At 43.8% G+C, this 13,677-nt stretch carries 12 protein-coding genes; 9 read left to right on the top strand and 3 right to left on the bottom strand.

What is annotated here, in order from left to right; genetic code table 11:
- The 5 genes from rpsA to pyrF all read left to right on the top strand — a co-directional run bounded on the left by rpsA (window position 1) and on the right by pyrF (window position 4,563).
- A complete protein-coding gene (gene rpsA, locus JCM16456_RS10365; RefSeq protein ID WP_068714143.1) occupies window positions 1–1,671 on the top strand; it encodes a 30S ribosomal protein S1 in 1,671 nt (556 codons plus the stop codon).
- A gap of 206 nt (window positions 1,672–1,877) precedes the next feature.
- On the top strand, window positions 1,878–2,192 hold the full coding sequence (gene ihfB, locus JCM16456_RS10360; protein ID WP_269450765.1) for an integration host factor subunit beta: 315 nt from the start codon (window positions 1,878–1,880) through the stop codon (window positions 2,190–2,192).
- A 138-nt stretch (window positions 2,193–2,330) separates the two neighbouring features.
- Window positions 2,331–2,606, top strand: coding sequence for a LapA family protein (locus JCM16456_RS10355; protein WP_068714141.1), 276 nt, complete (start codon window positions 2,331–2,333; stop codon window positions 2,604–2,606).
- A 25-nt stretch (window positions 2,607–2,631) separates the two neighbouring features.
- Entirely contained in the window at window positions 2,632–3,801 is a 1,170-nt protein-coding gene (lapB, locus tag JCM16456_RS10350; RefSeq protein ID WP_068714140.1) for a lipopolysaccharide assembly protein LapB, read from the top strand.
- A gap of 66 nt (window positions 3,802–3,867) precedes the next feature.
- Window positions 3,868–4,563: an orotidine-5'-phosphate decarboxylase gene (pyrF, locus tag JCM16456_RS10345; RefSeq protein WP_068714139.1), complete on the top strand. Its 696-nt coding sequence runs from the start codon at window positions 3,868–3,870 to the stop codon at window positions 4,561–4,563.
- 76 nt (window positions 4,564–4,639) lie between these two features.
- Here the strand turns inward: pyrF and miaE are convergent, their stop codons facing one another.
- Both miaE and JCM16456_RS10335 read right to left on the bottom strand, forming a co-directional pair.
- Window positions 4,640–5,410: a tRNA isopentenyl-2-thiomethyl-A-37 hydroxylase MiaE gene (gene miaE, locus JCM16456_RS10340; RefSeq protein ID WP_068716026.1), complete on the bottom strand. Its 771-nt coding sequence runs from the start codon at window positions 5,408–5,410 to the stop codon at window positions 4,640–4,642.
- 75 nt (window positions 5,411–5,485) lie between these two features.
- A complete protein-coding gene (locus JCM16456_RS10335; RefSeq protein ID WP_068714138.1) occupies window positions 5,486–6,250 on the bottom strand; it encodes a DNA repair protein in 765 nt (254 codons plus the stop codon).
- Between the two features lie 304 nt (window positions 6,251–6,554).
- Between JCM16456_RS10335 and cysB the strand changes: the two genes are divergently transcribed.
- Entirely contained in the window at window positions 6,555–7,529 is a 975-nt protein-coding gene (cysB, locus tag JCM16456_RS10330) for an HTH-type transcriptional regulator CysB (protein ID WP_068714137.1), read from the top strand.
- Between the two features lie 63 nt (window positions 7,530–7,592).
- A complete protein-coding gene (locus JCM16456_RS10325; RefSeq protein WP_068714136.1) occupies window positions 7,593–8,819 on the top strand; it encodes a methyltransferase in 1,227 nt (408 codons plus the stop codon).
- 48 nt (window positions 8,820–8,867) lie between these two features.
- Here JCM16456_RS10325 and ald read toward each other — a convergent pair whose 3' ends face one another.
- Window positions 8,868–9,986 (bottom strand): alanine dehydrogenase, encoded by a 1,119-nt coding sequence (ald, locus tag JCM16456_RS10320; RefSeq protein WP_068714135.1) that lies wholly within the window; start codon window positions 9,984–9,986, stop codon window positions 8,868–8,870.
- Between the two features lie 155 nt (window positions 9,987–10,141).
- Here ald and lrp point away from each other — a divergent pair, with 155 nt between their 5' ends.
- The gene (gene lrp / locus JCM16456_RS10315; protein ID WP_068714134.1) at window positions 10,142–10,636 is read left to right on the top strand and encodes a leucine-responsive transcriptional regulator Lrp; all 495 of its coding nucleotides are present in this window, start codon (window positions 10,142–10,144) and stop codon (window positions 10,634–10,636) included.
- 183 nt (window positions 10,637–10,819) lie between these two features.
- Window positions 10,820–13,648, top strand: a complete 2,829-nt coding sequence (locus tag JCM16456_RS10310; protein ID WP_068714133.1) for a DNA translocase FtsK — start codon at window positions 10,820–10,822, stop codon at window positions 13,646–13,648.
- The last annotated feature ends 29 nt before the right edge of the window (window positions 13,649–13,677 follow it).

Here is a 13,677-nt window from a genome sequence, read left to right as displayed (position 1 = left end):
ATGACTGAATCTTTTGCTCAACTCTTTGAAGAGTTTCTAAACGAGACTGAATTCCAACAAGGTACTATCGTTAAAGGTACTGTAGTAGCGATCGAAAACGGCTACGTTCTTGTTGACGCAGGTCTTAAATCTGAATCTGCAATCCCTGCAGAACAGTTCAAAAACGCTGCTGGCGAACTAGAAGTTGAAGTTGGTTCTGAAGTAGACGTAGCTCTAGACGCTGTTGAAGATGGTTTCGGTGAAACTCAACTTTCTCGTGAGAAAGCGAAACGTCACGAAGCTTGGATCGTTCTTGAAAAAGCATACGAAGAAGCTGAAACTGTTGTTGGTATCATCAACGGTAAAGTTAAAGGCGGTTTCACTGTTGAACTTAACGGTATCCGTGCGTTCCTACCAGGTTCTCTAGTAGACGTACGTCCTATCCGTGACACAGCTCACCTAGAAAACAAAGAGCTAGAGTTCAAAGTTATCAAGCTTGACCAGAAACGTAACAACGTTGTTGTTTCTCGTCGTGCTGTTATCGAATCAGAAAACAGTGTTGAGCGTGACGAACTTCTTGAAACTCTACAAGAAGGTACTGAAGTTAAAGGTATCGTTAAGAACCTTACTGACTACGGTGCATTCGTTGACCTTGGCGGTGTTGACGGTCTTCTACACATCACTGACATGGCTTGGAAACGCGTTAAGCACCCATCTGAGATCGTTAACGTTGGTGACGAAATCACTGTTAAAGTTCTTAAATTCGACCGTGAACGTACTCGCGTATCACTAGGTCTGAAACAGCTTGGCGAAGATCCATGGGTAGCAATCGCTGCTCGTTACCCAGAAGGTCACAAACTGACTGGTCGCGTAACTAACCTAACTGACTACGGCTGCTTCGTTGAAATCGAAGAAGGCGTTGAAGGTCTAGTTCACGTTTCAGAAATGGATTGGACTAACAAGAACATCCACCCATCTAAAGTTGTTAATGTTGGCGACGAAGTTGAGGTTATGGTTCTTGATATCGACGAAGAACGTCGTCGTATCTCTCTAGGTCTAAAACAGTGTAAAGCTAACCCATGGCAATCATTTGCAGAAATGCAAGCTAAGGGCGACAAAGTTACTGGTAAGATCAAGTCTATCACTGACTTCGGTATCTTCATCGGTCTTGAAGGCGGCATCGACGGTCTAGTTCACCTATCTGACATCTCTTGGAATGTTCCTGGAGAAGAAGCAGTACGTGAATACAAGAAAGGCGACGAAATCTCTGCAGTAGTTCTAGCAGTAGACGCAGAGCGTGAACGCATTTCTCTAGGCGTTAAGCAAATGGAAAATGACCCATTCAACGCTTACGTTGCTGACAACAAGAAAGGTACTCTTGTTAACGGTACTGTTACTGCAGTTGACGCTAAAGGCGCAACTATCGAACTAGAAGACAGCGTTGAAGGTTACATCCGCGCTTCTGAAGCTTCACGTGACCGCGTTGAAGATGCAACTCTAGTTCTTAACGTTGGTGACAAAGTTGAAGCGAAATTTACTGGCGTTGACCGTAAAAACCGCGTAATCAACCTGTCTATCAAAGCGAAAGACGAAGCTGAAGAGCAAGAAGCAATGGCTACTCTGAACAAGCAAGATGATGCTGCGTTCGGTAACGCTATGGCTGACGCTTTCAAAGCTGCTAAAGGCGAATAATCGACCTTTATAAAAAAGGAGCCATCCTGGCTCCTTTTTTTTGTCTATAATTTAGAAGTAATTCCTGTTCTTACATCACTTTTGCGCATTTTTTACACACGAAAATAGCAAAGTTGTGTAAACTGGATCAAAGTTCCAATATCAAAGCGTGAAGTTTTTGGCCAATAGCTCTCAAGTGTTTGTTGGAATTGGCATTACTTACTATAATGAGTGTGAACAACTCAAAGAGGGAAACTATGACTAAGTCTGAATTGATCGAAAGACTCTGTGCTGAACAAACTCACTTGTCTGCAAAAGAGATCGAAGATGCGGTGAAAGACATTCTTGAACATATGGCATCTACGTTGGAAGATGGAGAGCGCATCGAAATTCGTGGTTTCGGTAGTTTCTCTTTACATTATCGTGAGCCTCGTGTCGGCCGTAATCCTAAAACTGGTGATAAAGTTGAGCTGGAAGGTAAATACGTTCCACACTTTAAACCTGGTAAAGAATTGCGCGAACGTGTAAACGAAAGTCTCTGATAACTAAACGCATTTCTAGAAAGCGGCATGCTATTATAAGCGTGCCGCTTTTTTATAGCATGAATGCCGATTAGGCGTGGTTTGTAACGCGATTTTCCTGCATAATCATGGAGGCTCATTCCTGAATAGGTGACGCGTATGAAAATTATAAAAATTGTACTCATTCTGGCTCTGTTTCTTATCGCATTAGCGTTGGGAGCTCAAAACCAAGAAGTAGTCACTTTTAACTATTTGTTGGCTCAGGGACAGTTCCATCTTTCGACATTACTTGGAAGCGTTTTTGTTGTTGGGTTTGTATTGGCGTGGATGCTCTTTGTGGGTGTACATTTCAAATCAAAATTTAGAATTCGTAAACTGAACAAACAATTAAAAAAGCAGGCTGCCAAGAACGATGTCTCTGCAGATCAGAACTGATTTGATAGGATAAGGCTGTTTTTTAATGTTAGAAATACTGTTCTTGTTATTACCAATCGCAGCTGCGTATGGTTGGTATATGGGGCACCGCAGTGCTCAACAAGATAAACAGAAACAATCTCACCAAATCTCTCGTCAATATGTGACGGGATTGAACCTGCTATTGTCTGACCAATCGGACAAGGCAGTTGATCACTTCATTGAACTTTTGCAAGTCGATAACGATACCATCGATACTCACCTTGCATTGGGTAATCTTTTTCGTTCTCGAGGCGAGGTAGACCGTGCAATTCGTATTCACCAGAACCTTATTTCTCGTACTGGTTTAACTATTGATCAAAAAAACTTAGCGCTGCAACAACTTGCCAAAGACTATATGGTTTCAGGTTTTTTAGATCGGGCAGAGCGTATTTTTGAACAATTGATCGATGAACCAGAACATCGAGAATCAGCTTTGCAGCAACTAACGGCGATTTATCAGCAGACTCGTGAATGGCATAAAGCCATTGATTGTGCCCAAGCTCTGGTCAAAATGGGGCGTGACAAAAACAAGACGAATATCGCACATTTTTGGTGTGAGATAGCGATGCAAGAGAAAGGTGATGGTCACCACGACAAAGCGATTCAACTATTTAAAAAAGCACTGCAAATAGACCCTAAGTGTGTTCGCGCCAGTATCTCTCTTGGTAAGCTTTATCTTGAGCACGAAGACTATGCACATACAGTGGAGTATTTGCGCCAAGTGGTAAGACAAGATATCGATTTTATCGGTGAAGTATTGCCCATCATGGCAGACTGCTATTACCATTTAGGCCAAGAACATGAGTTAGTGCGTTTCTTACGTGAATGCATCGCACATAACGCCGGTGTGTCGGCTGAGCTTATGCTTGCGCATTTAGTGGCGAAGCATGAAAGTACGGCTTCGGCGCAGGACTTATTAACTCGCCAGCTAGTTAAAAACCCAACGATGAAAGGGTTCTACCGCCTTATTGATTACCATATTGCTGAGGCAGAAGAAGGACGAGCAAAAGAGAGTTTGTTAACGTTGCAAAAATTAGTAGGGGAACAGTTAAAAGCGAAACCTCAGTATCGGTGCCGCCAGTGCGGTTTTGCGACGCACTCACTCTATTGGCATTGCCCATCTTGTAAGAGCTGGGGTTGTATTAAGCCTATCCGTGGACTGGATGGGGAATAGTGATATTGAAATTTTTTATGCAGCCTAATGGCTGCATTTTTTTAGCGTAACTAGTTAGGAGTACAAATGAACGATCCAAAAGTAATTGTCGCTTTAGATTATGATAATCAAGCAGATGCTTTTGCCTTTGTTGATAAAATCGACCCTGCGACATGTCGCCTAAAAGTAGGTAAAGAGATGTTCACCTTGTTTGGTCCTGATTTTGTTAAAGAGTTACACCGTCGTGGATTCCAAGTATTCCTAGATCTGAAGTTTCATGATATTCCGAACACCTGTTCTAAAGCGGTTCGTGCAGCAGCAGAATTGGGAGTATGGATGGTAAATGTTCACGCCAGTGGCGGTGAACGTATGATGACAGCCTCTCGCGAAATTTTGGAGCCTTACGGTAAAGATCGCCCATTGCTTATCGGAGTAACGGTACTAACCAGTATGGAGCAATCCGATTTACAGGGTATTGGTATTGATCGCTTACCTCAACAGCAAGTGATTACGCTAGCGACGCTAACCAAAAATGCGGGGCTTGATGGGGTAGTGTGTTCTGCTCAGGAAGCCTCTTTACTAAAAGGTGAGCTTGGTAAAGATTTTAAATTGGTGACTCCGGGAATTCGTCCTGCAGGTTCTGCTGCCGGTGACCAACGTCGTATCATGACGCCTTATGATGCTGTTCAAGCTGGCTCTGATTATCTTGTGATTGGGCGTCCCATTACCCAAGCGGAAAATCCGTCTCAAGTGTTACTCGATATTAACGCAACGCTAGCGTAACGCTAGGATTTATCGCTAAACGAAAAGGGGCAGTGATTATACTGCCCCTTTTTATTGGTTCGTTTCCCGTACCTAATTAGGCGGGAACACCACTGTGGAATTTGAATTCCTGATCAGGTGATGAAATGAGTTCTGCTTCAACTCTGCCAAAATAGGCGATGCGTTCACTGATGTCTTTACCCGCGATTTGTTCAGCAAGCGCTAAATAGTCTTGATAGTGGCGAGCTTCTGAACGTAACAGTGAAATATAAAAGCGAGCCATATCTTCATCGAGATAAGGGGACAATTTAGCAAATCGCTCACAAGAGCGAGCTTCGATGTAAGCACCCACTATCAATTTATCGATTAACGTCTCTGGCTCGTGTGTTTTCATATGTGAAAGCAATCCTTTCGCGTAGCGACTGGCTGGTATCGACTCATATTGCACACCACGTTGCTCCATGATCTCCAGAACTTGATAGAAATGGTGCAACTCTTCTTTAATAAGTAGCACCATTTTATCAATTAGCTCTTGGCTGTAGGGAGAATCCGATTTCGCCATGATTGCTTTGGATATCTGGCTTTTCCCTTTTAACGTTTCAATCGAACCTAAACCACGATAAGCAAAATCTTCATAAGGTTTAAACCAATCTAACAAGGAGTGTTGGCTCGATGGGTCTACGGCATATTTGCGAATGAGGTACATAGCCGATTGGCCAGCTTTGAGCTCGCACAGTAGGTGATCGAGCAGTAATACGCGCAAGTTTTCAGGTTTACGCGCTTCGATAATCCATTCATCTGGAGTAGAGCATTTTAAAAACTGACTGATAGGTTGTAACAATTGCTGGATAGCGTCTTCTTGAATAATCATAATTATAAACAGTAAAAAAGGCCGTCATGACGGCCTTTAAATAAAAGAGGTGCCTTTAAACGAGGCGTTATACTACCATTTTTTCTTCTCGCCAAAGAGCGCTTCCATGTCACTATCGTGTTCATTTGCTTCAATTTGGTGAAGTTCGGCTTCGCTTTTCGTTTGACGACGTTTCTCTAGCTCGTCGTGCATGGTTTGCAATTTCTCTCTTGCTTGATTTGAATAAGCGTCATTCTTAGAACTTAACACATCAATGCCTTTACGTAACAACTGCAGTGCAGTTCCCGGTTGTCCTCTAACGATTGCATCGTTAGAGCGTTTCAGAACGTTTTCTATGTTAATTTTGATTTGGATGTTCTCAAGACGAGCATTTTCAGCAACAAAGGATTGAGTATCAAAACGCCCCTTATTATGTTCGCTGCGAATGGTGTCTCGTAACCGCTTAACCAATTTAAGCATCAATAGAGCTTGTTTGTCGCTACTAGGTACTTTAAAAGAAGCACTTTCGCCGCCGGGATGGTTCGCTTTGAGCTGTTCAACCTGATTACGCATATTAGCAACACGATGTTCCAGATTTTTATCTTTGGGATCTATCTCATGCATTGCCTCTAGTGCATCCAGTATTCTTGTATTTAAACATACGAGAAGCTCTTTGCTAAATGGCATATGGTGAGCGTTACCGATCAAATCTTCAGTTGCATCGATAATCGCAATGTATTTCGATGCTTCCTGCTTCTTTGTGGATTCTAGACGCACTTTGTATTGGAGCATTATGTTGTAACCCAGCACCAATACGAGCAACACAGCAACTAGAGCGATTATTAAACCAATATTCATATAATCCAAGTCTTCACTATTTCGAATGGCAAACAACTAACAAAGGATACACTATCCCCGTTAATCAACACACCCACAAATTTATATTTTACATTATTACTGTTTTATCAACAGAAAGCCGTATTTGAATGTAGAGTTTGGGCGACACTTGGCAATTTTTCCACAGAATGCATAAAAAGATTAAGAATTGTTGCTACTAATTGACCTTTATCCTTTGAAAATAGGCTTTAACACGATATAACTATTTAATATAAATAAAGTAGCATAAGTGTTGTGTCCAATTTAGGGAAAAGCGGAATAGTTCATGAAGTTACAACAATTAAAATACATTGTTGAGGTGGTTAATCATAACTTAAATGTCTCAGCAACGGCAGAGAGCCTCTATACCTCTCAGCCGGGTATTAGTAAACAAGTTCGTATGTTAGAGGATGAATTGGGCATACAGATCTTTGAGCGTAGTGGTAAGCATCTCACGCAGGTCACCCGTGCTGGGGACGAAATAATTCGAATTGCGACGGATATTTTATCAAGAGTTGAGAGTATTAAGTCGGTTGCTGGGGAACATACTCATCCGCAAATGGGCTCGCTTCACATTGCAACTACCCATACTCAGGCTCGCTACGCACTTCCCTCAGCCATCAAGCAATTTACCCACCAATATCCACGTGTTTCTCTTCACATGCATCAAGGCACTCCCTCTCAAATGTCAGAAGCTGTTGCGAAAGGTGCGGCGAATTTTGCGATTGCAACTGAGTCGATGCATCTGTACGAAGATGCAGTGATGTTGCCGTGCTATCGATGGAATCGATCAATTGTAGTACCTAAAGACCATCCTCTCGCCAACAAAGATAAAGTGACTATCTCCGATTTAGCTGCATACCCTTTGGTCACTTATGTGTTTGGCTTTATTGGTCGGTCTGAATTGGATGCTGCATTTCATCGTGAAGGATTAACACCACGTATTGTTTTTACTGCAACCGATGCAGATGTGATTAAAACCTATGTGCGTATGGGGATTGGTGTTGGTGTCGTCGCCAGTATGGCGATTGATCAAGAGGCCGATAGCGATCTCGTTGCCATTGATGCGCGGCATATGTTTGGTGACAGTACCACTAGTGTTGGCTTTCGTCGCGGTACGTTTCTACGCTCTTATATGTTTGATTTTATGCAATTATTCGCACCGCATTTAACTCGTCCTGTAGTAGAGCAAGCCATTACATTAAAGTCGAACTCGGAAATCAATGAGATGTTTAGGGATATCGTTTTACCGACTCGATAATGATTTAGTTTGAGTTTTTTTTCTCGACTCTTAGAATACCGCCACTGACATTTCGGGGGCGGTATGAAAGCGACTTTTAACCAACTCACAGCGTTTTTGCTACGACATCAAAATTATTGGCGTTTTGAACCTTTTTTACAGTCTCTGTGTTCTTGCTATCCTACCGCATGGAAAGAGGGTCTCCCCCCTTTGATTGACTGGCTTAATACACTTGATTACCAACACGTTGAAGCCATGCAAAATGATCCTAAACGACACATGACTGAGTTAGGTCAGTTTTTCCCAGATATGATGGCATATCAACAGTTACTTGAGCAGTCTTCACTGACGACGGAAACCGTTCAACATCCACTGGCTGATGAGGCCCGTTTATTGACGGGGGTTCCTGGGCGAAAAGTGGCGCAGATTCTTGCTATTACTCATGAAATTGAGCGCCAACCTGGTGTTAAAGGTCCGTGGGTCGAATGGTGTTCTGGTAAAGGGTATCTTGGTCGGTTGCTGGCTTTTCGTTATCAAGCACCAGTGGTTAGCTTCGAGTATCAGCAAGCGTTATGCGATTCAGGACAGGTGTTTGCTGATCAGCAGCATTTACCGATGCATTTTGTGCAAGGTGATGCGTTTGATGCATCAGCCAGTCAATTGCTAACATCTCATTCTCACGTTGTTGCTCTGCATGCTTGCGGTGACCTTCATACAGTGATGCTTAAACATGCTGTAGCGAATGGCTGTCAGGCGATCTCATTTTCTCCTTGTTGTTACCATTTAATTCAGGCTGAACACTATCAACCTTTGTCTTTGACAGCGCAGCAAAGTGCCTTGCTTCTGTCGCGTAATGAATTGCGCATTCCATTACAAGAAACGGTGACAGGGGGAGAGAGAGTTCGGCGCCATCGCCAAACGGAAATGGTTTACCGCCTAGGCTTTCAAGCACTAGGCAAAGATGTACTTGGTTTTTGCGATTATGAAACAGTCCCCAGTATTAAAAAATCATTGCTCGATTCAGGGTTTGCGCATTTTTGCCAATGGGCGTGTGATCAGAAAGGGTGGGTCCTGCCCGCGTCAGTGGATTGGAATCATTATCAACGTATTGGTGAGCAACAATTCCTATTGATGGAAAAATTGAGCTTGGTACAAGGGGGATTTCGCCGCCTATTAGAATGGTGGCTAATACTCGATCGTATGTTATTTCTCGAAGAACACGGCTACGATGTTACCGTTAGCGAATTCTGTACGCGGGCCACTACGCCGCGCAACTTTTTTATTCAAGGTAGGAAACGTCATTCAAGGTAGGTCATGTTCCCCAAAGCAATCCATGCTTTAGGGAGCGACTTGCCGATTTTAGAGACTGAGCAGTTCTAGCGCGGGTATATAAGGTAAATTGGCACTGACAGCGACTTCTTGGCATGTAATATGACCTAAATAGACGTTTAAACCATTGCGTAACCCTTCGTCTTGTAACAGAGCCTTTTTCACACCTAAGTTAGCTAACGTTATGATGTAGGGGAGAGTGGCATTGTTTAGCGCATAAGTGGATGTTTTTGCCACTGCTCCGGGCATGTTTGCTACGCAGTAATGGACAACATCATCAACGATAAATGTTGGGTTGTCGTGCGTAGTTGCATGGGAGGTTGCAAAACACCCACCTTGGTCAATTGCTACATCAACAACCGCTGCCCCTTGCTTCATCTGGCGGATATGATCTGCTGTAACGAGTTTGGGGGCAGATGCGCCGGGTATTAAAACCGCTCCAATGACAAGGTCTGCGCCGAGTATTTGTTGCTCAATTGCCTCTTTTGTGGAATAAAGTAATTGAATTCGCCCCTGAAACTCTTGGTCTAACCGCCGTAATGTGTCAAGATGGCGATCGAGTATTGTAACATTGGCGCGTAGCCCCGCAGCCATTCGCGCGGCATTAGCTCCGACGACCCCTCCGCCAAGAATAAGGACATTGGCTGGTGCAACGCCTGGAACACCTCCAAGTAGCAACCCCTGCCCACCATGGGATTTTTCAAGGATTTGCGCTCCAGCTTGGATGGACATTCGACCGGCGACTTCGGACATAGGGGCTAATAGTGGTAGGCGACCCATATTATCTGTTACAGTCTCGTAGGCTATACAGATAGCTTTGCTCTTGATAAGCGCTTCAGTTTGTGGAAAATCTGGGGCTAGGTGCAAATAGGTAAATAATATTTGCCCCTCTTTAAGTAAAGTTCTTTCGATAGCTTGAGGTTCTTTAACCTTTACAATCATATCTGCGCACGCATAGACGTCTGCAGCTTTGGGTAGAATGGATGCACCTACAGCGATGTAGTCATCGTCTGAAATGCCGATGCCGTTACCGGCATGAGTTTCTACATACACTTGGTGACCGTGAGAGATCAGTTCTCTGACACTAGCAGGAACCATCCCGACTCGGTATTCGTGGTTCTTGATTTCTTTCGGCACGCCAATGATCATTCTGCCCCCTTGTAAAAGTATGGTTGTAATGACTATTTATAGAGTGCTAGTACGAATTTAACGCTAGTATAGTTGCTGGTTGTTTATATTTGATGCTAAATTTTAATAAGTTGTAGCATATATGTTTGCAAGGAAGTAAAAAGGTGGAATAAAAAATGGTAGACAACTATAAGAAGCCGTCCAAGGATCTAGACCGTATTGATCGCAATATACTCAATGAGTTGCAGAAAGATGGTCGTATTTCAAACGTAGAGTTATCCAAACGCGTAGGCCTTTCTCCTACACCGTGTCTGGAGCGTGTACGACGTCTAGAGCGTCAAGGTTATATCACAGGTTATACTGCATTACTGAATCCGCAATATTTGGATGCTTCTCTACTTGTGTTTGTTGAAATTACGTTGAACCGTGGTGCACCTGATGTGTTTGAACAGTTTAATACTGCCGTTCAAAAGCTAGATGATATTCAAGAATGTCATCTCGTTTCCGGTGATTTCGACTATCTTTTAAAGACACGGGTGTCCGACATGGGGGCGTATCGTAAGCTGCTAGGGGATACGCTGTTGCGTTTGCCTGGGGTAAACGACACACGTACTTATGTGGTAATGGAAGAAGTCAAACAAACCAACCAACTGGTTATCAAAACTCGTTAAGCGAAGTCACTCTAAAAAGTGCAACTTCTTGCCACATTCTGACTTTGGCTAATTGGGTTTTTGACCTAGGTATGGTTAAATCTTTTGACAAATCGAGCGGCTCCGGCCGCTCGGACTGTTTTCACGCCCATAATATGAGTATATTGTTTACCATATTGGCTCAAGTCATAATCAAGTTGGTTTATGTTCAAAGAGAACAAGAAAAAAGTAGAGACCATTGTGAAGACTGGTGAATTAGCACCGTTCTTTCGTCTTAATGGTGTTGAACGATTAAAAGAGTGTGGACTGATACTGGCAGTGCTGGCATCCGTTCTATTGGCCGTATCCTTATTTACCTTTAACCCAGCCGACCCTTCTTGGTCACAAACGGCTTGGGGAAGCAATATTCACAATGCGGGTGGCTTACTAGGCTCCTGGGTTGCTGACACGCTGTTTTTTGTTTTTGGTTCACTGGCCTATCCGATTCCCTTTCTATTGACTCTAGGCGCATGGATTACCTTACGTAAACGCTCGGCTGATGAACCGATTGATTTTATGTTGTGGGGAACGCGTTTATTGGGTCTTATCGTATTGATGCTGACCAGCTGTGCTTTAGCTGATATCAATTTTGATGACCTTTGGTATTTCTCTTCCGGTGGTGTGATTGGTGATGTTATTACCAGTTTATCTTTACCGACATTAAATGTATTGGGTACCACTCTTGCCATGTTATTTCTTTGGGGCGCAGGTTTCACGCTACTTACCGGGATCTCTTGGTTAAGGATTGTCGAGCGCCTTGGTGAGAAATGTATTGAAGGTTTTCAGTGGCTCGCGAATCGTATGCGTGGTGAAAAAGAAGAAATTATCACGCCTAACCTTGTAGAACCGTCAATCGTGGATGACGCAGAGCTGCCCGTCGAAGATAAAAATGATCCTTTAATTTCCACGGTCGATTTAGACCAGCAAGATGAATTGGAGCAGGTAGGGCAGGAGGCTCATAGCGTTGCGGAAGATGAGTACGTTGAACCTACCGATAATGCACGCCGATTTAATATCCATGTCCCTGAGCGCCGTGAACGAGTGGCTCCTGAAACTTCATTCGCTACAGAGTCAGCAAAGCCTACGTATGTGTATGACGATGAAGAAGAAATACCTCGGAGTAAGCAACTTAATTCAACGATTGAAGAGTTGGACATGGACGCTCGAGAGCATAATGATTATGCCGATAATGTTGAGCAAATAACACAACAGCCACTCACTGATGACGAGATGCCATGGCATAATGAGACTTCTCATGAGCCTAATGCGAATTTGTCGGTTGAGACTGATGAAGAGAATGGTCCTACAATTTCCCATCTCGATATCGATGATGATGAGACGAATTTCTATATTTCGGATCAAGATGAATTAGCCAGTTCTGATGATGACCAAGATGAGGACGTAAAGGCGTTCCAAAATATGGTATCTGAGGCACAAAATAACGCAGCGGCAAGTCAAAATCCGTTCTTAGTACAAAAGGAAACGGTACTACCTAAACCCGCTGAACCAATGCCGACACTGGAACTGCTGTATCATCCAGAGAAACGGGAAGACTTCATCGATAGAGATGCGCTTGAACAGATTGCTCGTTTGGTTGAATCCAAATTGGCTGATTATAAAATCCAAGCCAAGGTGGTGGATATATTCCCAGGACCTGTGATTACACGTTTTGAGTTGGATTTGGCGCCAGGGGTCAAAGTAAGCCGTATCTCGAGCTTGTCGATGGACTTGGCTCGCTCGCTCTCTGCACTGGCTGTACGTGTTGTCGAAGTGATACCGGGCAAACCTTATGTCGGACTTGAGCTGCCGAATATGACCCGTCAGACAGTTTATTTGTCTGATGTGGTGGCTAGTGAGCAGTTTGAACGTTCAAAATCACCAACAACGGTTGTTTTGGGTCAAGACATTGCCGGTGATGCCGTGGTTGCTGATTTGTCGAAAATGCCGCACGTATTGGTTGCTGGTACCACTGGTTCAGGTAAATCTGTGGGTGTAAACGTGATGATTCTGAGTATGTTGTATAAATCAACACCAGAAGACGTTCGCTTTATCATGATTGACCCGAAAATGTTGGAATTGTCCGTCTATGAAGGGATCCCTCATCTGTTGTCTGAAGTTGTTACAGACATGAAAGATGCGTCGAATGCTTTACGTTGGTGTGTTGGTGAGATGGAGCGCCGATATAAGCTGATGTCTGTATTAGGGGTGCGTAACCTTAAAGGCTTTAACGAAAAACTTAAAATGGCAGCGGAAGCTGGTCACCCAATTCATGACCCATTATGGCGTGAAGGGGACAGTATGGATCCTGAGCCTCCACTACTGGAAAAATTGCCGTATATCGTCGTGGTTGTCGATGAATTTGCCGATCTGATGATGGTGGTTGGTAAGAAAGTAGAAGAGTTAATCGCACGTTTAGCACAAAAGGCTCGTGCGGCGGGAATTCACTTAATTCTTGCTACACAGCGCCCATCGGTGGATGTGATAACCGGTTTGATCAAAGCCAACATTCCTGCGCGTATTGCCTTTACGGTATCGACAAAAACCGACTCACGTACAATTCTCGATCAGGGCGGGGCAGAATCGCTTTTGGGTATGGGGGATATGTTGTACTTACCTCCGGGGTCTAGCCATACTGTCCGTGTTCATGGTGCTTTTGCGTCCGACGATGATGTGCATGCGGTAGTCAATAACTGGAAAGCACGTGGTAAGCCGAATTATATCGATGAAATTACCTCAGGTGATCAAAGCCCTGAAATGTTGCTGCCTGGCGAACGTATGGAAGCGGATGAAGATGTCGACCCTCTATTCGACCAAGTGGTTGAGCATGTGGTTGAAACTCGCCGAGGTTCGGTTTCTGGCGTACAACGTCGTTTCAAAATTGGTTATAACCGTGCGGCACGTATTGTTGAGCAATTAGAAGCGCAGGGTATCGTTAGTGCCCCTGGACATAATGGTAATCGAGAAGTGTTGGCACCTGCGCCGATACGAGACTAATCGCAAGCTGTGAATGACTGATTAGCAGA

Origin of the sequence: Vibrio tritonius (assembly GCF_001547935.1) — a bacterium.
GTDB lineage: Bacteria > Pseudomonadota > Gammaproteobacteria > Enterobacterales > Vibrionaceae > Vibrio > Vibrio tritonius.
This window is presented reverse-complemented; position numbering and strand designations above follow the sequence as displayed.

Excerpts from the sequence above, each read along its gene's own strand:
- JCM16456_RS10325 (WP_068714136.1), top strand. The coding sequence starts at position 7,593 with ATGAAAGCGACTTTTAACCAACTCACAGCGTTTTTGCTACGACATCAA.
- JCM16456_RS10355 (WP_068714141.1), top strand. The coding sequence starts at position 2,331 with ATGAAAATTATAAAAATTGTACTCATTCTGGCTCTGTTTCTTATCGCA.
- JCM16456_RS10310 (WP_068714133.1), top strand. The coding sequence starts at position 10,820 with ATGTTCAAAGAGAACAAGAAAAAAGTAGAGACCATTGTGAAGACTGGT.
- JCM16456_RS10335 (WP_068714138.1), bottom strand. The coding sequence starts at position 6,250 with ATGAATATTGGTTTAATAATCGCTCTAGTTGCTGTGTTGCTCGTATTG.
- ald (WP_068714135.1), bottom strand. The coding sequence starts at position 9,986 with ATGATCATTGGCGTGCCGAAAGAAATCAAGAACCACGAATACCGAGTC.
- rpsA (WP_068714143.1), top strand. The coding sequence starts at position 1 with ATGACTGAATCTTTTGCTCAACTCTTTGAAGAGTTTCTAAACGAGACT.
- lrp (WP_068714134.1), top strand. The coding sequence starts at position 10,142 with ATGGTAGACAACTATAAGAAGCCGTCCAAGGATCTAGACCGTATTGAT.
- lapB (WP_068714140.1), top strand. The coding sequence starts at position 2,632 with ATGTTAGAAATACTGTTCTTGTTATTACCAATCGCAGCTGCGTATGGT.
- ihfB (WP_269450765.1), top strand. The coding sequence starts at position 1,878 with ATGAGTGTGAACAACTCAAAGAGGGAAACTATGACTAAGTCTGAATTG.
- pyrF (WP_068714139.1), top strand. The coding sequence starts at position 3,868 with ATGAACGATCCAAAAGTAATTGTCGCTTTAGATTATGATAATCAAGCA.
- cysB (WP_068714137.1), top strand. The coding sequence starts at position 6,555 with ATGAAGTTACAACAATTAAAATACATTGTTGAGGTGGTTAATCATAAC.